This is a genomic window from Rhodococcus sp. NPDC059969 (assembly GCF_042738325.1).
Lineage (GTDB): Bacteria > Actinomycetota > Actinomycetes > Mycobacteriales > Mycobacteriaceae > Rhodococcus_F.
Genome location: NZ_JBHWUF010000004.1, coordinates 387074 through 407616, shown reverse-complemented (window position 1 = coordinate 407616; position 20543 = coordinate 387074). Strand labels below are relative to the sequence as shown.

17 protein-coding genes are annotated in these 20543 nt (G+C 61.3%); 10 read left to right on the top strand and 7 right to left on the bottom strand.

The window, feature by feature from the left end; translation table 11 throughout:
- Window positions 1–5 precede the first annotated feature (5 nt).
- The 5 genes from ACFWAD_RS15685 (at window position 6) to ACFWAD_RS15665 (ending at window position 5769) form a co-directional block, all read left to right on the top strand.
- Entirely contained in the window at window positions 6–578 is a 573-nt protein-coding gene (locus ACFWAD_RS15685) for a YdeI family protein (RefSeq protein WP_378545277.1), read from the top strand.
- Between the two features lie 58 nt (window positions 579–636).
- Window positions 637–1527 carry a sucrase ferredoxin gene (locus tag ACFWAD_RS15680; RefSeq protein WP_378545367.1) on the top strand — a complete coding sequence of 297 codons (891 nt, stop codon included), beginning with the start codon at window positions 637–639 and terminating at the stop codon, window positions 1525–1527.
- 132 nt (window positions 1528–1659) lie between these two features.
- Window positions 1660–3837: a DUF6924 domain-containing protein gene (locus tag ACFWAD_RS15675; protein ID WP_378545274.1), complete on the top strand. Its 2178-nt coding sequence runs from the start codon at window positions 1660–1662 to the stop codon at window positions 3835–3837.
- A 163-nt stretch (window positions 3838–4000) separates the two neighbouring features.
- A complete protein-coding gene (locus tag ACFWAD_RS15670) occupies window positions 4001–4708 on the top strand; it encodes a DUF2510 domain-containing protein (protein ID WP_378545271.1) in 708 nt (235 codons plus the stop codon).
- 479 nt (window positions 4709–5187) lie between these two features.
- Window positions 5188–5769, top strand: a complete 582-nt coding sequence (locus ACFWAD_RS15665) for a GNAT family N-acetyltransferase (protein ID WP_378545268.1) — start codon at window positions 5188–5190, stop codon at window positions 5767–5769.
- 14 nt (window positions 5770–5783) lie between these two features.
- Here the strand turns inward: ACFWAD_RS15665 and ACFWAD_RS15660 are convergent, their stop codons facing one another.
- Window positions 5784–6398 (bottom strand): NAD(P)H-dependent oxidoreductase, encoded by a 615-nt coding sequence (locus ACFWAD_RS15660; RefSeq protein WP_378545265.1) that lies wholly within the window; start codon window positions 6396–6398, stop codon window positions 5784–5786.
- A gap of 77 nt (window positions 6399–6475) precedes the next feature.
- Here ACFWAD_RS15660 and ACFWAD_RS15655 point away from each other — a divergent pair, with 77 nt between their 5' ends.
- Window positions 6476–7051 carry a TetR/AcrR family transcriptional regulator gene (locus ACFWAD_RS15655; RefSeq protein WP_378545262.1) on the top strand — a complete coding sequence of 192 codons (576 nt, stop codon included), beginning with the start codon at window positions 6476–6478 and terminating at the stop codon, window positions 7049–7051.
- Window positions 7052–7097: 46 nt separating this feature from the next.
- Here ACFWAD_RS15655 and ACFWAD_RS15650 read toward each other — a convergent pair whose 3' ends face one another.
- On the bottom strand, window positions 7098–8018 hold the full coding sequence (locus ACFWAD_RS15650; RefSeq protein ID WP_378545259.1) for a LysR family transcriptional regulator: 921 nt from the start codon (window positions 8016–8018) through the stop codon (window positions 7098–7100).
- An 81-nt stretch (window positions 8019–8099) separates the two neighbouring features.
- On the opposite strand from ACFWAD_RS15650, the gene ACFWAD_RS15645 reads away from it, so the two are divergent.
- Both ACFWAD_RS15645 and ACFWAD_RS15640 read left to right on the top strand, forming a co-directional pair.
- The gene (locus tag ACFWAD_RS15645) at window positions 8100–9089 is read left to right on the top strand and encodes a threonine/serine dehydratase (RefSeq protein WP_378545256.1); all 990 of its coding nucleotides are present in this window, start codon (window positions 8100–8102) and stop codon (window positions 9087–9089) included.
- Between the two features lie 153 nt (window positions 9090–9242).
- Entirely contained in the window at window positions 9243–10868 is a 1626-nt protein-coding gene (locus tag ACFWAD_RS15640; RefSeq protein WP_378545364.1) for an amidohydrolase family protein, read from the top strand.
- 93 nt (window positions 10869–10961) lie between these two features.
- On the opposite strand, the gene ACFWAD_RS15635 is transcribed toward ACFWAD_RS15640, so the two are convergent.
- The 4 genes from ACFWAD_RS15635 to ACFWAD_RS15620 form a co-directional block, all read right to left on the bottom strand.
- Complete coding sequence (locus tag ACFWAD_RS15635; protein WP_378545253.1) at window positions 10962–12113, bottom strand: MFS transporter; 1152 nt, start codon at window positions 12111–12113, stop codon at window positions 10962–10964.
- A gap of 286 nt (window positions 12114–12399) precedes the next feature.
- Entirely contained in the window at window positions 12400–13596 is a 1197-nt protein-coding gene (locus tag ACFWAD_RS15630; RefSeq protein WP_378545250.1) for a serine hydrolase domain-containing protein, read from the bottom strand.
- Between the two features lie 100 nt (window positions 13597–13696).
- Window positions 13697–14881: a serine hydrolase domain-containing protein gene (locus tag ACFWAD_RS15625; protein WP_378545247.1), complete on the bottom strand. Its 1185-nt coding sequence runs from the start codon at window positions 14879–14881 to the stop codon at window positions 13697–13699.
- A gap of 228 nt (window positions 14882–15109) precedes the next feature.
- Window positions 15110–16195 (bottom strand): serine hydrolase domain-containing protein, encoded by a 1086-nt coding sequence (locus ACFWAD_RS15620; protein WP_378545244.1) that lies wholly within the window; start codon window positions 16193–16195, stop codon window positions 15110–15112.
- 331 nt (window positions 16196–16526) lie between these two features.
- Here ACFWAD_RS15620 and ACFWAD_RS15615 point away from each other — a divergent pair, with 331 nt between their 5' ends.
- The gene (locus ACFWAD_RS15615; RefSeq protein ID WP_378545241.1) at window positions 16527–17666 is read left to right on the top strand and encodes a sensor histidine kinase; all 1140 of its coding nucleotides are present in this window, start codon (window positions 16527–16529) and stop codon (window positions 17664–17666) included.
- Window positions 17663–18391 carry a response regulator gene (locus ACFWAD_RS15610; protein WP_378545238.1) on the top strand — a complete coding sequence of 243 codons (729 nt, stop codon included), beginning with the start codon at window positions 17663–17665 and terminating at the stop codon, window positions 18389–18391. The genes ACFWAD_RS15615 and ACFWAD_RS15610 overlap by 4 nt, the downstream gene beginning before the upstream one ends.
- Before the next feature lie 110 nt (window positions 18392–18501).
- Here ACFWAD_RS15610 and ACFWAD_RS15605 read toward each other — a convergent pair whose 3' ends face one another.
- Window positions 18502–20496 carry an SDR family oxidoreductase gene (locus tag ACFWAD_RS15605; RefSeq protein ID WP_378545235.1) on the bottom strand — a complete coding sequence of 665 codons (1995 nt, stop codon included), beginning with the start codon at window positions 20494–20496 and terminating at the stop codon, window positions 18502–18504.
- Window positions 20497–20543 lie beyond the last annotated feature (47 nt).

Genomic DNA, 20543 nt, shown 5'->3' with positions numbered 1-20543 from the left:
CACTGATGGCAGTCGAACTCGATACCGAATACTTCGCTGACGGAGAAGAGTTCCGTCGTTGGCTGTCCGAGAACCACGAGTTGGTCCCCGGCCTTTGGCTGAAAATGGCCAAGAAGACCTCGTCGCACAGCTCGATCGACTACGACCAAGCGTTGGACGTTGCCCTGTGCTTCGGCTGGATCGACAGCCTCGCACGGCGAATCGACGACGATTTCTTCGTACAGAAGTTTTCGCGACGCACCGCGCGGAGTCCGTGGTCCAAACGCAACGTCGAGATAGTCGCCCGCCTCGACGCCGCGGGACTTCTCGAGCCATCCGGCATCGCCGAGATCGAGAAGGCCAAGGCCGACGGTCGGTGGGATCGCGCGTACGAGGGATCAGCCAAGGCCGAGGTCCCGAAAGACTTTCTCGATGCGCTTGCGGAAAACCCGAAGGCTCGCGAGTTCTACGCGACGCTCAATTCCACCAACCGATTCACCATCGCGTACCGACTGCAGGAGGCAAAGCGTCCGGAGACGCGAGCCAGGAGGATCGAGAAATTCGTCAACCAGCTTGCGGAGGGCAAGAAGTTCTACTGAGCTGCCGCGTCACTGAGCCACAGGCACTTGCGAATCGACACCCAGCGCGGCTGACACAATAGGGCTCGTGATCGAAGCCGAAACCTGTTCCGCACTGTCTGCTGTCGACGAACCGCTGGCAGGCAGCGCTGCCGTCGTGCGGGGTTGGGTGTGTCTCGAATTCAACGCAGCCTGGGGTCGAGACGTGCTGGACGGAACGGCGTTGGGGGAGGAGCTCGCCGCCGAGCTGAGCCGACGAGCCGACTCTGCCGACGTACGAATCATGTTCGTTCGGCGACCCGGTCGCACCGACCCGATGACTGATGGACACACCGTCCTGCTTGCGCGCTCCGATCCGAGCGACTCATGGTGTGAAAGGTTGCACATCGATTCGCCGATGGACTTACTCGACGTCGATTTCTTCCTGTTGGATGGGCCGCCACCAGGATTGGGCGAGCAAGTGACCGAGCCAGTCGTATTGGTCTGCGCTCACGGCAAGCGCGACCAGTGCTGCGCTGTATTCGGCAGGCCGATTGCCGCAGCGCTCATGTCGTCCTTCGGGCCTCAGGTGTGGGAGTGTTCGCATACCGGCGGGCACCGATTTGCGCCGTCGATGATCCTGCTGCCGAGCGGCAATACATACGGCCGTCTGTCCGCAAGTGAGAGTGTCACGGCCGTGGAGGTGGCTTCCCGAGATCAAGTCCATTTGCCAGGCCTGCGTGGTCGGAGTTGCTGGTCTCCGGCGGGTCAGGCTTCGGAAATTGCAGTGCGACAACAAATCAGCTGTGGAATCGACCAGTTGGCTGTCATCGAGCAGGTGAGTGACGGGACATGCGTCGTCGCACATGTGGACGGCCGGCGATGGGCCGTGGAGACTGCAGTCTCCGAACTCGCGCCGCGTCCACCGAGTTGCGGCGCGGCACCCAAGCCGGTCAGGCCGGTTGTCGTCACATCGATTCGGGATCTGTGATTCCTCGACGGTTTTACGCGATCAGGCTCGATGAACTCGGTCGTGGTCAGTGCTATTGCAACAGGAGTGCAATGACTGCGGGCGGTAGTTGAGATATCGCCTGAGAAGATAGCTTTCTCGGGAGAACGTACCGTGAGGTACGTTCTGGGAATGGCACCGACGTGGGAACAGATCCGAGGCGCGAATTACGGCACGATGGGACGCACTGTGCGTGGCGTCGTTCACCGCCCCGACGGGTCGTGGCAGCTGGTGTTGCATGCTCCGGAGGCGGCGTGGCGCTACGAAAACGAGTCGGGCGAGCCGATCTTTCTGGAGAACGCGACGGACAGATGGTCTCGCGACGCGGACGATGCGATGGTCCACGCCGTCAAGTCTCCGAACACGATGTACGCGACCATCGGTATCGGTTCACCATCGCTGCTTCTCCGCGCTTATGACACGTTCCCTCCTGCATCAAGTCATATGTTCGACAACGAACGATTCGTCGACCCCAGTGCGCCCCGCGCAGCGATCGTGCGAGGCCGCGAGGGATGGGAGGTGACCGCTCTCGACCAGTACACCAACGAGACGGTTACTTATGTGTTCGATGCGGAACTCGGCGTCGCCTTGCGGTGGCAGCACGGCGACGAGTGGATGGAACTCGAAAACCCCGCACTGGATGAAGAATTCGATCCAGGATTGTTCCGATGGACGGGTCCCTCGCGTCCTGCGCAAGACGAGATCGCGAAGCATCAACGTGAGCATCAGGAACGGGAACGCGCTCTGGCCGAGATTCCTCAGGCAGTTCCGACATGGCTCCCGATGACGATAGTTGCCACGTCGCAGTCAGGTGATCCTCGCACCGGCGAACTGAGCCTGTCGATCCATGGACAGTCGCCCCAATTCACGTTGCGTCGTTGGGTGAGCGCGATCGGCGAGCCGGCTCTAGAGTGGCCGAACGATCTCACACCGCAGCGTTATCGATGCTCGCTCGGTGACTGGACGTACGAAATTCGTGGTTATCAGGACATCGACCCAACGGACTGCGCTCGCATCGTCCAGTCGATTGTGCCCGTCGACCCGCCCAGTCGGGAGGCAGCCCAGATCGCCGCCGAACTCGCGGTGGAGGAACTTGATCGCCGAGAAGAAGAGTTGCTCGAGGCTCTGGGAACCGGTCGAGTGCTTACCGATCACCTCGTCGACGAGTCTCTGTTGATCCGCACCGATTTCACCGACGATGGCGCTTGGCGTGAGATCGCCGTCGCTGCAATGGCTCCGGTATCGGAGGGCGACAGCGATCTGGAGTTTGCGGCGTATCTCACCTGCATCGACAATCGGGACTATGACGGACTGACTGTCGACGGCCTGCTCGGGCTGATCGGCGAGCCGCCGCCCTACTACGCGTTTCTAGTCGATGCCGAGACGGTGAGAACCCCTGAGCATCCCATCGTCGCTGTCTACACGGGCCCCGACGAACCGGATCGGCCACGGGGGAGGACATTTCGCGTCATTCCCGCGGAAATGTGGAGTGTGGAGAACAATCTGTCGATCGCGAACATGGACTTCGAGTCCTTCGCAGACAGTACTGATGACGATGGGGTCTTTCGCGGATTTCCCGAGCCTGCTCGCCCGGTTGAGGAAGTGACGACCCGTGAGATTGCACAGTGGATTGCCGACGATCTCGACACCGACGCCCTCAGAGATTTCTACGCTGAGATCGACGGGCGCAAGTATCCCTATCCGGTGTCACTGTTCGAAGTCGATCTGTCGGAGGTCCACGCCCAGGCCCGCGACATCGACTACGGAGCGGACGTAGATCTTGTCGGATACGAGGCATTTCTGGAAGCGACAGCACGTGGCGGTCCAGCACTGCTTGGAAATGTACCCGCCCACCGCGCGCAGTGGACGTTCGTGATCGACCACGAGTCGTATCGGCCGATTGCGGCGCACCGCGTCGGATTCAGCACCTACACCCCACCCGACTCCGAAACCGGAGTGCCGCAACCTATGCGCCTAGAGGTGCCGTTCGTGTGCACCGAACCGGTGTCGCTGTCGTCGTTGACGGACAGGGACGACCTGGTGGACCGCGAGGCGGTGAAGCGAGCTGTACTGGCTGAGGCCGCACGCCTGCACGGCGACGCCCAGATCACCGGCGGCGAACCCGTACTCGCGCGGATTCCACGACTCGCAGGATTTAACATTGGCTGCCCGGTACAGGTCGACGGTCAACACGTTTTCTACATAGCCATCGTGACCGACGCCGCCGACGCATTTATCGTGCAGGAGGTACCGCCGGAGGGACTGAGAATTGTCGGTCCAGGGGAGCCCTGAACAACGGTCAGATGCCAGTAAGTTTGATACATCCCGGCTGTGGGCACCGCGATCATTTCGTTGCCCGAGTTCAACTTCGCGAAACGAGAATCCTTTTGGCCGCAGAAATTGAACGACCTCCGCGATAAGCCTGAGGACAACAACCCAAGAATGGATATCGACGATGAATCCTGCTGCTGGTTGGCATCCCGATCCCTACGATTCGACCATCGATCGGTATTGGGATGGGCAACAGTGGACATCGGAAACTCGGCTCAAGACCACAGGTTCTGCATCTGTTGGTGATCCGACCGCTCGGGCGAAGAAGAGGCGGACATGGCCGTGGATTTTGGGCGCCGGTGTACTCGCTGCCGGTGTTCTCAGTGTCGTGATCGTCGGGACAGGGGCTGATCCCGACGAGAAGACCGACTCGGTGTCCGTAGTATCCACCACCAGTTCGGCGGCGCCGACAACACTCTCGCGGACGACGACATCCGTCACGACTACGACGGCGGCGTCTTCTATAACGTCGGTGCCTGAGGTCATGGAGACGTCCGAGGTGTACGTGCCGACAACGCAGATGATGCCGGCCGAACCTCCACCGACCTCGCAACGCTCGCTGGAGTATTCGTGCAGCGACGCGGACTGGCGAGACGCGATGGGTGCCGAAGGTAACGCGTTGTGCGGATCAACCTGGACGCCCCGCAACCAGTCCCAGCCCACGACGCAGTACACGCCGCCGGCGACCACCACTCGCGGACAGTCGACGGTTGGCACGGTGCACCCTGGTTCGTACTGCAGTACACCGGGGGCCGTTGGTGTCACAGCCAACGGCACGCCGATGGTGTGCGCGCCAGGTTCGGACGGAAAGGACCGCTGGCGGTCAGCCTGAGCCTGTTTTCGGAAAGCCGGGTCCGTGTCTCAGTTCCTGACTCATCTGGCCGATTTAGGTGCGGTGCGTGTAGCGATGGTGAACGCGACACCAGCTATTCGAGGGGCACACATCTACAGCTGCCCTCGTCTTTACCGACACCCGCGCCCTGATGGCGACCGAAGTCTGGTCCGAAGCGAACGAGACGAAATTTAAACGGAAGCAGGCGTGGAAAGGAGCCCCTCGATAGCTGCTGGCAATATTTGATTTGGTGACACAGCGGCGGCGTGCGCCGCGCGTATCGACTAGTCCGGCGGTACCTGGACGCGAACTCCCACCTGCGGTCGCGTCGACCGAGTGTTGTCAAACCTGCCAGCGACACACGCTCCGTCGTTGCACAGTCACGGCACTAGGCTGGAACCGCTGACTCGGCCCCAGATGTCGGTCGAGCCTGGCCTGGCCCGACTCGACCGTTGCGGGTGCGACGTAGCATCGCTGCTATGACTGTCGATTTGGTTGCGCCTGACGAGGCCTTGTGGGTGTCCTGGTTGGAGTCGCGTGACGAGTGGGGCGGACCGCGGGCGGATCAGCCCGGTTCGGCCTTGGGAGTTGCGCAACGTCTGGATCTCGACCTTGCATCCCGCGATGGGTTCGGGCACTGGGTGCAGGAGTTGTTGGCGCAGCCTGAGGCGTTGCCGGGGCCCGACATTGTCCCGGCAACCAACTGGTGGATCGTTCGTGACGGCAGGTATCTCGGTGCTATCCAGTTGCGACACAGCTTGAATGAGTTCTTGGCTGATCTTGGTGGTCATATCGGCTACGGGATCCGGCCGTCGGAACGCCGGAAAGGGATAGCGTCGACTGCTCTGCGGGAGGTGCTCACGTACGCCGGCGACCCGGTAGGGCTCAGTCGCGTCCTGATTACCTGCGACGAAACGAACGAGGGTTCGCGCAAAGCAATCGAACGGTGCGGTGGTCTACTCGACAGCGTGCGCCCAGCTGATCAGTCGTCGCGCAACCTCGGTCATACGGGGGATACGCTTCGCTACTGGGCGGCCACGGGCCGGTCAAGAGTCAGTTGACCCCTTTTTGACCGTCAACGGGAAGTCACGGTCGCAGGGTAGGCAACACGGGCCGCGATACTCTCGCTGAGGTCGTGGATTTCTGCGGCGAGGACGTCTCGGCCCTTCGTGTCCGACTCGTGAACGAAGGTTGTCGATCCCAGTGTGGCACCGCAATATTCGATGATGCCGCGCTCGATCTGTGTCCGGAAGGCCTCGTACACGCCGTGTCGGTCGAAACTCTCAGCGTCGTCACCTGCGACCGGAATCAGGTGGACGGTGAGTCGGTCCAGTTTCTTCACGAATTCGCTTCCCGGGGTGTATTCGTACGCCCATCCACTGACGAAGACTCGATCGATCCAACCTTTGAGTAGTGCGGGCATCGACCACCAGTACATCGGAAACACGAGAATCAGATCGTCTGCACGATCGATTCGGTCCTGCTCGGCTACAACATCGGCCGGGGGAGACCCGTTGCCGCGGAACAGGTTCACATCGGCTTCGGAGAATCGGGGATCGAAATTTTCGGCATGTAGGTCCGCGAAGTCGACGTCGCCGCCCAGGTCGCGGATCGCGTCGGCGGTAGAACGGGCGACATGCTGGGTAAGTGACTGAGGATCGGAGTGGGAGACTACGACGAGTGTGGTCATGAGCGTTCCTTCGGTAGATGGTGCGCTTATGTACTAAGAGTAGATTACTATTGGTATATAGCGCAAGGAGGTGTCCGATGGCACGTACGAGACTGTCGCGAGCCGGCAGGTACGAACAGCTCGTCGAGGTGTCGTGGGCATTGGTGCGAGAGGAGGGCGCAGACGCGCTCACTCTTGGCAGGTTGGCTGAACGTGCCGGCGTTGCAAAGCCCGTTGTCTACAGCCATTTCGCCTCCCGCGCCGCGTTGTTGGCAGCCCTGTTCAAGGAATTCGACGATCGTCAGACGGTGATGCTCGAGGAGTATCTCGATGCCGCGGATGAGTCTTTGAGCGGACGCGCGAATGCCATCGCCGACTCCTACGTCGGATGTTCGCTGGCCCAGGGGCGTGAGCTGACGGGTGTGCTTGCAGCGCTGGAGGGTTCGCCCGAACTGGAGCGGGTCAAGCGTGAATCCGAACACGCGTATTCCGAACGATGTCGACAGGTGCTGGCTCCCTTTGGTGTGGGCGGCGGACTTGCGCAACCTTCGATGACTGCAATATTCGGTGCTGCAGAGGCACTCTCGCATGCGGCTGTAGCGGGAGCGCTCTCGCCCGACGATGCTCGAAGCGAACTTGCCGCACTGATTGTCGCGGTTGTTGGTAGGGCCTGAGGTCACTGGCTATTGCGGGCGGTCGTGATCGGGCCGCCCAGTGTCGTCAGAGACTGACGTGCCCATTCAGTTCGACGCGCTCACGCATGGATTCGGATATCGCTGTCAGAGTTCTGACGAACGCGTCGATGGCGGGAGCAAGTGGAGGTTTCCCGTAGGTCGCGACAGCGATAGTGCGCCGCTCGCCGGGAATGCGGTGTGCGCGGATATCCGGATTCTGATGTGCCTGGAGAGCGAGGGCCGGAAGGGTGCTGACCCCGCTTCCGGAGGCGACCAGAGCTTGGACGGCGACGTAGTCGTCGGTCTCGAACTCGATCCGCGGAATGAACCCAGCACGATTGCAAGCGGTGAGGAGGTGGGCGCGGCAGCTCGGGCAACCGGCAATCCAGGTCTCGCTGGAGTAGTCGCTGAGCTGGCTGGCGGCATCTGGATTCCGCGCGGAGGTGATCAAGTACAACGGATCTTCCAGCAAAGTCGTCTGCGCGACATGCTTGAGCCCGACTTCAGGGGTGTCCTCGTGCGCGAAGACAACAGCTACGTCGACATCGTTGTTACGAAGCAGTGCAAGTGCTTTGGGTGGTTCTGCATCAACGAGGCTGATGGACACATCGGGGTACTGGGACGTGAACGCTGCCATCGCCTGCGGAATCAAACTCGCCAGGGCTGACGGGAATGCGGCCAGTCGTACCCGCCCGGCCCTCAGTCCTGCGTACGTTTCGACTTCCGCTACTGCTGCATCGACGTGGCCGAGGATCTCGGTGGCTCGCCGAACCAGTACCGCACCGGCATCCGTCAGACGTAGCCCACGACCGGCTCGCTGGAACAGCGGAACCCCGACTTCCGATTCGAGTTGTCGAAGGTGGTGGCTGATGGAGGGCTGTGCGTAACCGAGAGAATCGGCGGCGGCTGTCACCGATCCTTCCTGCGCAACAGCGACCAAAACCCTCAGCCGAATTAGATCGAGCATGCCGAAATCATAGAAGATTTCGATGCTTTTTACGAAAACACGTATTGGACCTATGAATCAGTGTTTGGAAAGGTGCTCCACATGGCACAGGCACCTGATCTCGCGGCAACAACCGAGCTACAACCACCCACGTGGGCAGACATCGAGCGTGCCAGTCAGGTCGTCCGTCGGCATCTACCGGTTACGCCCCTGGTATCGCATCCGACCTTGGGTGCGGGCTCGTGCAGCCAATTGTTCGTCAAACACGAGAACGTGCACCCCACGGGTGCGTTCAAGGTTCGCGGCGGACTGAATCTGGTGGCAGGACTGGATGAGGCGATGCGGGCGCGGGGGATCGTCGGCTACTCGACCGGAAACCACGCTCAATCCTTGGCGTATGCAGCAGCGGGTGCGGGCGTGCGATGTGTGATCGTCATGCCGGTTGGGGCGAATCCAGTCAAGGCTCACGCTGTCCGCATGCTCGGAGCCGAACTCATCGAGCACGGTGTGAATTTCGACGAGGCACGTGCTCACGCCGAGTTCATCAGCGAACGTGACGGCCTGCGTCTCGTCAGCGCCGCCAATGAGCCGACCATCCTTGCCGGTGTCGCTACTGCTTACGTCGAACTCGTCGAACAACAACCCGATCTGGACGCGGTGGTAGTCCCAGTCGGTGGCGGCAGCGGCGCCGCGGCGGCGTGTCTCGTCGCCAGTACGCTCGCACCGCACCTAGAGGTGTTCGCAGTGCAGTCGGAGGCCGCGCGAGCCGCACATGACTCATGGAGTTCCGGCACGTGCGTCGAGCGCCCGAACACCACCCGTGTCGAGGGGCTTGCGACCGGTGCCGGGTTCGCACTGACACAACGTGTTTTGCGTGAACGGCTCGGAGGCTTCCTGCTCGTCACTGACGACGACATCACCCTCGCGCAGCGGGCGTTGCTCTGCGACGCTCACACTTTGAGTGAAGGCGCCGGTGCGGCCGCACTTGCTGCGGTCTATGCGCATCCGAACACCTTCGCTGGCAAGCGCGTTGCTGTTGTCTGCACGGGCGCCAATGCCTCCGAGAGCGAGATTCGCAGGGTCGTCGGCTAACCGATGGCATGATCGGAACCATGTGTCAGTTTGGTAGGGCGGCACCAATTTTGCATCGAGTATGTGTGTCTGGAACAAGATTTCGCTTCCACGATTGAGCAGAGTGAGCAGGGTCGCATCTCGCGACAGCAAGGCCACCGTGGAGGAGACGTGATGCTGCCGACAATCGTCGTTCGGGACGGGACTGTGCTCGATGGTGGAGGGAGCCCGCCCAGGAAAGCGGATGTTGCGATCTCCGGTGACACGATCGTGGAAGTCGGAACGATCGGTGCTGTGCCGGGGGCGATCGACATCGATGCTCGCGGTTGTATGGTGGCTCCCGGTTTTGTGAATGTGCTCAGCCATAGTTACCTCACGCTGCAGCAAGACCCACGAGGATTGTCGGACTTGTATCAGGGGGTCACAACCCAGGTCTTCGGTGAAGGCGTGTCTCTCGGACCGGTCACGGGTTCGATGACTCCGACGATGCTCGGATTGGGTGCGATTCCACCTGGGGTGCAATCACATTGGCCCAGGTTGCACGATTTTCTCGAATCATTGGAGACGAACGGCGTCGGTTTCAACGTGGCGAGCTTCGTCGGCGCAGCGAATCTGCGCATGGTGGTTGCGGGTGTGGACAATCGTCTGTTGAGTGAACAAGAGCTGGCCGAAGCGTGTGCCCTGCTCGACGAGGAGCTTGAAAATGGAGCTCTCGGAGTGGGTTCGGCTCTGATCTATCCACCCGGAAGCTATGCCGATACCGGCGAGTTGCGAGCATTTTCGCAGGTGCTCGCCAGACATGATGCCGTCCATATCTGCCATCTCCGAAGCGAAGGGCAGAGGTTTCTCGAAAGCATCGAGGAACTGATCGATATCGCTCGAACGACAGGAGCGCGCGGGGAGATCTACCACCTCAAGGTTGCTGGTAAGTCGCACTGGCACAAAATGTCAGAGGCCCTGCAATTGGTTGAGTCGGCTCGCGAGGACGGCGTGCGAATCACCGCGGACGTATATCCGTACGAGGCGGGGAACACGTTGCTCAGTGCCGCGTTGCCACCGGAGTTTCGGTGTCGTGACACCACGGCCGGGCGCACGCACCTGAACTCGACCGGTGTCCGAGACCAGATCCGCGAGAGGATCCATCGTGAGGACGAGGACTGGGAGAATCTCTACGCTGCGTCCGGAGGTGCCGATGGGGTGACGATCTTGTCCGAGGTACCGGCACTCGGGATCCGAGCGGGGGAAGCTCTGGGATCTATTGCTCGGAGGATGGGGCATCACGACCCGGTGGACACCATACTGGCTGTTCTCGACGCTCTGCCCACAGCCGAAGCTGCCTATTTCATTGCGTCGGAGGACAACACGCGAATTGCCTTCGAGCGTCCCTGGGTTTCGGTTGGTTCCGATGCCGATGCTCAAAGCACGGAGACCCTTTTCGCGGGGCAACCCGTCCACCCCCGTTCATTCGGAACTTTCGCCCGTATTCTGAGCCGCTACACCCGCGGCATTGGCGGGCAATCAGTCGAGGAATGCGTTCGCCGAATGACCAGCCTTCCTGCTGAAAACTTCGGTTTGGCGAAGCGTGGCTACATTGCGCCAGGGGGATACGCCGATCTGGCGATCTTCGACCCCTCGCAGGTAGAGGATCTCGCGACATACGACAACCCAAGAGTGTATGCGACCGGAATGCGGCACGTTCTGGTCAATGGGCAACCGGCACTGTCGGACGGGGTGCCGACGGGGAAGCTTGCAGGACGCGCACTTCGGCGCTCGCGCAACGGGTTCGATGCAGTGAGGTGACGAGCTGGCACCGGGGTCAGGTCCGGATCGGCGAAGCGGCCACTGCTGGGAACGACCCTTCAGCGGCCACTTCGCCGGACCACGTGAGAGCCCTCAGAATTTCGCCGGGGTCTGTGGAACGATCATGGCCACCAATGCCGCCGCAGCCGTCGCACCGACCAGGACTCCGAACGCGGCCATGTACGAGAACTGGTCCACCATCCATCCCATCACGAGGGGGGTGATGAAACCGGCAAGCTGTCCACAACCGTTGATCAAACCCATTCCGGAACCGAGGAATTCGGCGGGCAATGCCCGCAACGGGAGGGCGAAGATCGACATCGAGCACAGTCCGCTGACGCCCATCGCGAGGGTTTGATAGAACGTGAACATCGCGACGGTATCGGTGGTAGTCATCAAGAACAGCAGAATGGCAGAGGCGGCCATGCACGGAACGAGCAGAATGCGCGCGCTGTCGTGGAAGTACTTGTCCACCAGACGTCCACCGACGACGATGGCCAATGCCGTGACGATGAACGGGATCGCCGCGAAGATTCCCGTATCGATCAGCGAGAGCCCCTTTTCGTTGAGGAGGTAGCTCGGCACCCAGGTCAACAGCCCATATCCGGCCATGTTGGCCAGGCAGAACAGAAGTGCGAACTTCCAGACCGAAACGGACTTGAATACCGCGGCGCGTGAGTGTTCACTGGCGAGCGGTTGCAGTGCGGCCTCCGGATCTTCCGTGATCTCTGTGTCCAACGGCGCCGGGAGCACCAACCAGACGACTGTGCCGATCACAGCGCCGACTATGGCCACCAGCCAAAATGCGTCCCGCCAACCGACGGCCATGAGAACTGGGGCGATGATCAATGGTGCGGTGCCGGGGCCCAGGTTGTTTGCACCGATCATGAAGCCCATGGCCGTGGCGCGAGTTTTCGGACGGGTTCGCTCAGCCAGAGCTTTGAACGACGCTGCTGGGAAGAGACCCTGGCTGAGCCCGAACATCGCACGCATGACCATCAGCGAGACGAGTCCCCAGGCGAATCCTGTCAGTGCGGTGAACACCGACCACAGGATCAACGCAACGATCAACAGTGGCCGGGGTCCGAATCGGTCGGCCAGCATGCCGCCGGGGACCTGCCCGAGCATGTAAAAGATGGCGAAGATCGACACGACTCCGCCCAATTGCGTATTACTGAGGGAGAATTCGTCTCCGATCATCGGCAGTGCAAGCCCGATCATCACGCGATCTATCATGTCGATCATCCAGATCGTACTGAGCAGCCCAACAGTCATAGTCGTTGTTCGACGAATTGACTTGTTGTCCAATATGTTTTGTATCGACTTGCCGCCGCTATGCGAGGGTTCCTCAACCGTGGCGCGTTCCGACTTCATCATGCCTCCTGAATTGCGTTGTGCCGCATGGACTGATGAAGTGTGGCAGCGGACACGTTGGCCGCATTGGTCCGTTCGGCCAATAACCAACCGAATGTTTCGTCGGTCGGTACAGCGTCACTCGGGTGAGATTCCCGGTGACGCTGTCACCAGAGCTTTAACTGCACAAAGCTCTGTCCACGGTGTCTACGACGTGTTGCGTGGCGGATGCAGTCGAGGGAAGAGCCGTCACCGCAAGGTTTACGGCGCGCCCGTTGTCGGTGATGCCGCCGCGGGTCTCGTAACCGACTATGTCGCCGCCATGGCCCCAGTAGACCCCGCCGCACGAAAGAGTCCTGCTGGTGAGGCCGAGGCCGTACTCGAGTCCGGTGGGCCCGCCGACGTGGACGGTGGTACGCATCTGATCGAGTTCGGCTGCGGGGAGCAGTCGTCCGTCGAGTAGCGCGTAGAGGATCTGGTTGAGGTCCGAGGTGGTGGAGATCAATTGTCCTGCGGCCCATCCCCACGACGGGTCCATCTCTGTGACGTCACTCAGTGGGCTGTCTGGTGCGGTGCGGTGGTATCCCTGGGGATGGGGACCCCGGATGGTCATGTCGCCCGGGGATGGGAAGTAGGTGTCGCGCAGGCCGATCGGCGCGAAGATACGTCGATTCATCTCCTCGGCGAGGGGACGGCCGGTAACCTTCTGTACGAGTAGGCCGGCCAGAATGTAGTTGGTGTTGCTGTACCCCCAACTCGTTCCGGGCGGTGCGTCGGCGGGGTGTTGGAAGGCGATGTCGAGCAAATCGTGGGGGTCGGCGTAGCGGTATCTGATCTCTTCGTCATTGACGTGTATGCCGTACTCGGGGAGTCCGCTGGTGTGTTGGAGGAGTTGGCGGATGGTGATGTTGTGGCCGTCGATCCCTTCTCCGCGGACGAGTCCGGGTAGGTAGGTCTCGATGGGGGTGTCGAGTTCGATCTTTCCGTCGGCGACCAGTTGCAGGACCACTACTGCGGTGAAGGTTTTGGTGTTGCTGCCGATCCGTATCTGGCCGTTGTGCGGCACCTCTGATCCGGTGGTCAGGTCACCGACTCCTGCGGTGTAGTTGCGGGAGTTACCGTTTCGGTCTTGGACGCTTGCGAGGGCGGCGGGTAGTCCGTCCTCGCTCACCAGTGCGTCGAGGGAGCGTTGAACCGCGTCGGACTCGGTGGAGGAAGAACCGACGGTATCGGGACTGAGGGCGGACGACGGCGAGCAGGACGCCAGCGTCATGGCACCGAGGGCCATCGCGGTAACGACCGAAAAGGTCCGGTGCCGTTTGCGGTCCTGCCGTCGATCTGAGGAAGGGAAGACCTTTCGAATATTGTTACGCATCAGTAGAACTCCTGAGGATTGGTAGGGGTCGGGACATCGTTCGATCGGGAAGAATCGTTGTTCGATGTTGCGCGCGAAGTCGTGCACGAACATGTTTCCTTCACTCCGCGCACATCGCTGCGTCGACAACTCGCTGTGCCGCTACGAAGGCGTCCTCGCTCATCGGGATGTGATTGAGGGTGAGAGTCACAGCGCGTCCTGTGGTATCGACTCCGCCCGAGGTGCCGAAGCCGGGAATTCCGCCGCCGTGACCCCAGATCTCCTTCCCGCAGGAGCTGTTCACGCGGACCAGCCCGAGTCCGTAGCTGTCCTGCGGGCTCCTGTCGAACGGCACGGTGTGTTTCATCTCGGCGAGCCTGTCATTCGAGACGAGATCGCCGCGTAGCAAAGCCGTGAAGAAAGTGTTGAGGTCGGCGCCGGTTGCGACCATCGCACCTGCGGTGTCGGCCCACGACACGTCGCCATCGGTGACATCGACCTGAATGCCGTCAATCGGGTGATAGCCCTGTGCATGAGAACCGCGGATCTGTGTCTCGCGGGAGGCGGGAAAATAGGTGTCCTTCAGTCCGAGCGGATCGATTATGCGGGTGGTGATCTCCTGCGCGGCAGGGCGTCCTGTGACCTTCTCGATGAGCATCCCGAGCAGAATGTAGTTCGTGTTCGAATAGACAGCCTTGTCTTTGGCGGCCGGGCCGGGTGGAAGAGACATCGCGATATCGACCAGTTCAGTGGGGGAGAAGTGCTCCGATGGTTGTGCGCTTGTCCCCACCAGCAGCTGGCCGGGCTTGATGTCTTCCGGCCGTGCTCCGCCGGCGGCGAGGTAGTCCGTCAGTCCACTGGTGTGCTGCAAGAGATCTCGAATGGTGACTCGGTTGCCGTTGTTCCCGTTGCCTACGACCGTTCCGGGCAGGTAGTGCTCGATGCTTATATCGAGGTCGAGCAGTCCGTCGTCGACGAGTTGCATGACGACGGTCGAAACGAAGGCCTTTGTGTTGCTGCCGATTCGGACCCGCGCATCATCGGGGATAGGCTCGCCGGTGGCGGTGTTTCCCATTCCCGCACGAATGATGCGAGTGCCCCGCGACGGGTCGGAGATCACGAGTTGTGCGCCGGGGATCCCCTGCTCGATGACGCCGTCGAGCACCTGTTGCACGGCAGCGTCGCTTTGCCGAGTGGAATCAGTGGAGTCAGTGGTGTCACCACATCCGCTGACGCTCAATATGAGGGCTGCAGCGGTGACTGCCGGAAGTACGGTGAGCAGGGGGCGACGTCGAAGGGTGGTCATTGGTTGTGGCCTCCTGTTGTCGGATCTCATGGTGAGTTCCATATGCAGAGAACAGTATTGACGTGCGTACGCCTCCTCCATGGTGCGAAGTGCAGTCTCTCGGTGGTGCGTGCCGGAGCGTATGGGGTGTAGCTGGCTGCACCTCGGAGTCCCGCGTCTCGCAGCCGATACTGTCGGTTTGACGAGTTATTCCGGAGTAGGCGACTTTTGGCGATTGACAGGAGAGCCTCAGCGGCAAAGGGCGATATCCACCGCGTGTTCGAGTTTTCTCCGGGTGGCATCGTCGGCGACTTGCATGGTGACCGCGATGTTCGCTTCGCGTCCGTCGTCGGTAGCGCCCCCGCGTGTCTCGTATCCAGGGAAACTGCCGCCGTGGCTCCAGGACAGGCCGCCACACGGTAGCGGCCGGCTGACCAATCCAAGTCCGTAGCGGGCCCCGGGTCCGAAGGTTTCCTCCGCGGGGACGGTAGTGCGCATCTGGTCGAGTTGGGCTGCGGGGAGCAGTCGTCCGTCGAGGAGTGCGTGGAGAAACTGGTTGAGGTCCGAGGTGGTGGAGATCAGCTGCCCTGCTGCCCATCCCCACGAGGGGTCTATCTCTGTGATGTCGACGGGAGGCGCGTCCGATGACTCCCGGTAGTAGCCGCGGGGGTGGAGTTCCGAGATCTTCTCGTCGTATGGTTCAGGAAAGTACGTGTGCTGCAAGTCGATCGGCGCGAAGATTCGCCGGTTCATCTCCTCGGCGAGGGGTTTTTCGGTGATCTTCTGTACGAGTAGGCCGGCGAGGACGTAGTTGGTGTTGCTGTACTTCCAACTCGTTCCGGGGGCGAAGTCGGCGGGATGTTCGAGCGCGATGTCGAGAAGTTCGCGTGGATCGTAGTATCGGACTTCGTCTTCCAGGTAGTTGCTGTAGTTGGGGAGTCCGCTGGTGTGTTGGAGGAGTTGGCGGATGGTGATGTTGTGGCCGTCGATCCCTTCTCCGCGGACGAGTCCGGGTAGGTAGGTCTCGATGGGGGTGTCGAGTTCGATCTTTCCTTCGGCGACCAGTTGCAGGACCACTACTGCGGTGAAGGTTTTGGTGTTGCTGCCGATCCGTATCTGGCCGTTGTGCGGCACCTCTGATCCGGTGGTCAGGTCACCGACTCCTGCGGTGTAGTTGTGGGAGTTACCGTTTCGGTCTTGGACGCTTGCGAGGGCGGCGGGTAGTCCGTCCTCGCTCACCAGTGCGTCGAGTGAGCGTTGAACCGTATCGTGCCCCGCAGCGGCAGTATCTGCGGTCGACGAGCACGCGCCGAGGGTGACCACGCTGAGAGTCATTGCGACGGAACAGAGGGCGCGGTGCCGTTTCCGGCCTTGTCTTCGGGGTGAGTTAAGTTGGCCCTGTCGACTGTAGCGACGCATCAGTAGAACTCCTTGGAGAGATTGATCGGTCTGGACACGATCGTGTCTGCTTGAGGATCGGTCGCGCATCGCTCCGACGCGGGAAAACCATCTCCCTCGATTGGGGGAGGCCATCGCCGAGCGGCCCAGTCATACTGGTCGAATCATGATCACAGGATTACGACCGCTGATGCGGGGCTCTACATACTCAGCTGTGCTTTTCGCCTTTTGTGGTGTGTTGGCGAGCCTGCCACTTCTGGTGGTTGCTATGTTGCCTGCTCTCGTGTGGCAATCCGCACCCGAGTTCGTCCGGGCGCTTTCGGTCCTGCTCATATGGGTGACTCTGGTGGGAGCACTCGGCCTGGCACATCCTGTGCGACGCGCGCTCATCGTGTCTGCCCGCCGACTTCTGCAGGTGTCGCTGCCGAGCCCAGCGCTCGGACACCGTACTCCCAACCTCTCGGACATTGATCGTTGGCGTGCCCCGCTCTGGATTGTCCTGCATGTCATGGTGGGCTGGATGGCGGCGCTCGCGGCCATCGTCCTTTTCATCATGGGGATTTCGCTCCCGGGGAACTGGCTCGGCGGCACGGCGCGAATCAGTCTGTTCGATACGTCGGTTGACGTGACGGGTGGATGGACCTGGGTTGTGGCGGCCGGCTGCCTCCTGCTTGCGGCAGGAATTTGTGTCCTGGTGGCAACACTGCTGAGGTGGCTGGCGCCACGACTGTTGGGGCCGTCCACGGCCGAACGGCTCGCGCTGGCGGAAGAACGTGAACTGCAACTGGCCGAACGTAATCGGGTCGCTCACGAGTTGCACGACTCGATCGGGCACACGCTCACCGCCGCCACGATCCAGGCGGCGGTGGCGGGCGAGGTGCTTGCCTCCGATCCTGCCGCCGCGAGGGCCGCCATGCGTAGCATCGAGGAGTCGACACGGGCAGCGCTCGAGGACCTGGACTATGTACTGGGTGTACTTCGCGAGGAGAGGCCTGGGGCTGTACCTTCTCGGACGCTGTCGGACTTGCCTGCGTTAGTTGATCGGTTGCGGCATGCGGGGGCGGTTGTGGAGGTGAACCTGTCGGGTGACCTTTCACAGATCCAGGGGACACTCTCGCGCGCGGCGTACCGGATCCTGCAAGAGGGGACGACCAATGCTCTGCGGCACGGGGACAGTGGGCCGATCGAAATCACGGTGGCAGTCGGCTCGGAGAGCGTCGAGCTCAGAGTGGTCAACAGCATCGGGGCAGTGACGGGGGGAAAGGAAGACGTAGTTCGAAGATCAGGGCGCGGCCTGGGCGGTCTGGCCGAGCGCGTGCGACTCTTGAACGGTGAGTTCAAGGCTGGACCGGACGGAGCCCAGGGCTGGCGATTGAGTGTTCAGTTGCCGGTACGGGTGGCACGATGACCGAAGCCAACTGGAGTGAGGACGCCTCCAACCCTGCAAGCATGCCAGTCACCCTGCTGATTGCGGATGACGACGACGTCACCCGCAGCGGCCTGCGTATGCTGCTCGCAGCTCAGCCCGGGATTGTGGTCGTCGGCGAGGCTTCCGACGGTATCGAAGCAGTGGAGCTTTCGCGGCAACTTCGTCCGGATGTGGTGCTGATGGACGTGCGGATGCCGCTGCGCAACGGTATAGAGGCAACCTGGCACCTCCAGGCCGAGTGCACCGAACCGCCGAAAGTCTTGGTAATCACCACTTTCGAGAACGATGGCTACGTCACGGCCGCGCTCAGTGCGGGTGCGAGTGGCTTCGTGCTGAAGCGGCTCCCAGTCCCGCAGATCGCAGCGGCAGTACGGGTAGTGGCGGCGGGCGAAGTGATCCTGTTCCCTGCCGCGCTACGCCGGATGGTTACGCCCCGTCCATTGGTTTCCGCCGAGGCGTTCCCGAATGCAGCGCTGACAGCAAAGGAGGAAGAGGTACTGCGGTTGATGGCCACCGGGCTGTCCAACTCGGATGTTGCTCAGGTTCTGGTGGTGAGCCTGGAGACGGTGAAGACGCACGTTGGAAATGTGCTGGCAAAGCTCGGTGCTCAGAATCGAACGCACGCTGTCGTCATCGCCTACGAGTCTGGTCTGGTGGTCCCACGATCAGGCACCGATACGGAACCCTGTGCAGCTGGCGGTTGATTGCTTTTGCCAGCGTGACCCCGGTGAGGATTCGGCGACTGAACCCGCAGACCCGTTCCTCTTGTCCGTTCCTCTGACGAATGCCCTCGGGGGCGAAGTCGCACGACCGGTCACCAGTGCGTCCCAGGCACGAGTCGGGCAGCGCGTCGGCCGAGTTTGCGGATGCGCGAACGTGAATGATGCTGACGCGTCGGTGTTGCCGGAACGTCTGCCGGAGTTTCCTTGTCTACCTGACCCTTTGCCGCCGGAGAATCGGGGAAGGCCTGGTACATCTGGTTGAGGATCCGGTCCTTGGTGTGCGGTGCGAACAGGGTTCCCAGATCGCCCAAAGTTCCCAGTGGCACGTCGATGCGTTTGGGGCGGTCGATCAGCGCGCGGATCACCATTGCCGCAGCTTTTTCCGGGCTGGTGATCGGGCCGTTGTTGTATTCGCCGGTCGGAGCGATCATCGGTGTTTCGACCAGCGGCATGTGGATAGTCGTGAAAGTGATTCCGTCTGCCAGGGTTTCGGAGGCGGCTACGTCCGAGAAACCGTCGAGGGCAGCTTTGCTCGCCACGTAGGCCGAGAATCGGGGCGTCGCCGCTTGAACTCCCGCGCTACTGATGTTCACGATGTGGCCGAAGCGGCGAGAACGCATGGTCGGCAACAATGCCAGAACCAATCGCACAGCGCCGAAGTAATTCACGGCCATCGTTCGTTCGTAGTCGTGGAAACGATCTGTGGAGTGGTAGATACCGCGTCGGATTGATCGGCCGGCGTTGTTGACCAGCATGTCCACGTGATCATGTTCTGCCAGAATGCTTTTGATCGTGTGCTGGACCGATTCGTCGTCGGTGATGTCGCAGGGATAACCGAATGCCTTGCCCCCGGCTGATCGAATCTCCTGTACCGCGGCATCGAGTTCGTCGGTGCGGCGCGCGATCAGGAGAACGGTGGCGCCTTTCTGAGCGGCGGCAATGGCAGATGCCTTGCCGATTCCGGACGAGCCTCCGGTGATCAGAACTATCCGCCCGACGAGTGGTCCTTCGGGATGCTTGCGACGTGCGCGATTGGGATCGAGGTTTGCGCGCCAGTACTTCCACAACACAGTCGAGTACGACCCGAACTCGGGGACCGCCAGTCCCGATCCGGATAGGGCGGCAACGGTTCTCGCGGAGGTGAATGTCGGCGCCATCGTCATGTTGTCGAGTAATGCTGCAGGCATGCCGATGCGATCGAGGAAGACCTTCCGTGCCGATTCTGCCGAATCCATCGGCAACGGCGATACGAAGGGTTTGGCGATCACGCCCGGCAGGCTGAGTGCGGGCCGCGGCGCTCCGGCGGCCTTGGCGAGTCCGGCATAGATTTCGCGTACCGGTTGAGGTTTCGGATTCACGAGATGGAATGCTTCGCCGTCATGGCCGGGTACATGCATCAATTCGACGAGGGCGGCGGCCACGTAATCGACGGGCACCACGTTGGTCGCGCCGAGGTTGGGGATCGGGACGGGGAGTGCTGCAGGTAGTTTCGCGAGTAGCGCCAGTCCTGGGAACAAGTAATACGGACCGTCGATCTTGTCCATCTCTCCGGTGACGGAGTTACCGACCACGGCAGAGGGTCGATAGACACGCCAGGTGAGGCCTTCTCGTTCCCGAACGATTTTCTCGGCCTCGAACTTGGTTCGGTGGTACGGCGTGGGAAAGCCTTGACCGCAATCGAAATCGGTTTCGCTGAAGGTTCCCGGGTAGTCGCCCGCAACTGCGACTGATGACACGTGATGAAGAGTGGCTCCCAGCTGTGCGGCAAGGTCGACCACGGAGCGTGTGCCCTCGACATTCGTCGAAGCCTGCTCGTCTCCGGCGGTGATGTCGTAGATCGCGCCGAGGTGAAGGACGTGGTCGGCAGGTGGGGGAGAATCGATGCCCAACCCAGGCTCCGTCAGATCTCCAATGAGCGGATGCACGCGATCGCCGCCGGGAATTGCCGACACCTGTTCTTCGAGTTTGGCGACAGAACCGGCTCTGACCAGCACATGGATCTGAGCAGTTTGATCACGCTCGAGCAGGAGTGGCAGTGCAGCTCGTCCGAGAAATCCGGTACCGCCAGTGACGATGTATGTGGCCATAGTCGGTAACTTACTCCAAAGTAAGATCAGCGGCTAGAGGGAAACGA

Bases quoted from the DNA above. Each gene is read 5' to 3' on its own strand.
- ACFWAD_RS15685 (WP_378545277.1), top strand. From the start codon at position 6: ATGGCAGTCGAACTCGATACCGAATACTTCGCTGACGGAGAAGAGTTC.
- ACFWAD_RS15670 (WP_378545271.1), top strand. From the start codon at position 4,001: ATGAATCCTGCTGCTGGTTGGCATCCCGATCCCTACGATTCGACCATC.
- ACFWAD_RS15665 (WP_378545268.1), top strand. From the start codon at position 5,188: ATGACTGTCGATTTGGTTGCGCCTGACGAGGCCTTGTGGGTGTCCTGG.
- ACFWAD_RS15660 (WP_378545265.1), bottom strand. From the start codon at position 6,398: ATGACCACACTCGTCGTAGTCTCCCACTCCGATCCTCAGTCACTTACC.
- ACFWAD_RS15655 (WP_378545262.1), top strand. From the start codon at position 6,476: ATGGCACGTACGAGACTGTCGCGAGCCGGCAGGTACGAACAGCTCGTC.
- ACFWAD_RS15650 (WP_378545259.1), bottom strand. From the start codon at position 8,018: ATGCTCGATCTAATTCGGCTGAGGGTTTTGGTCGCTGTTGCGCAGGAA.
- ACFWAD_RS15645 (WP_378545256.1), top strand. From the start codon at position 8,100: ATGGCACAGGCACCTGATCTCGCGGCAACAACCGAGCTACAACCACCC.
- ACFWAD_RS15640 (WP_378545364.1), top strand. From the start codon at position 9,243: ATGCTGCCGACAATCGTCGTTCGGGACGGGACTGTGCTCGATGGTGGA.
- ACFWAD_RS15635 (WP_378545253.1), bottom strand. From the start codon at position 12,113: ATGATCGACATGATAGATCGCGTGATGATCGGGCTTGCACTGCCGATG.
- ACFWAD_RS15630 (WP_378545250.1), bottom strand. From the start codon at position 13,596: ATGCGTAACAATATTCGAAAGGTCTTCCCTTCCTCAGATCGACGGCAG.
- ACFWAD_RS15625 (WP_378545247.1), bottom strand. From the start codon at position 14,881: ATGACCACCCTTCGACGTCGCCCCCTGCTCACCGTACTTCCGGCAGTC.
- ACFWAD_RS15620 (WP_378545244.1), bottom strand. From the start codon at position 16,195: ATGACTCTCAGCGTGGTCACCCTCGGCGCGTGCTCGTCGACCGCAGAT.
- ACFWAD_RS15615 (WP_378545241.1), top strand. From the start codon at position 16,527: ATGTTGCCTGCTCTCGTGTGGCAATCCGCACCCGAGTTCGTCCGGGCG.
- ACFWAD_RS15610 (WP_378545238.1), top strand. From the start codon at position 17,663: ATGACCGAAGCCAACTGGAGTGAGGACGCCTCCAACCCTGCAAGCATG.
- ACFWAD_RS15605 (WP_378545235.1), bottom strand. From the start codon at position 20,496: ATGGCCACATACATCGTCACTGGCGGTACCGGATTTCTCGGACGAGCT.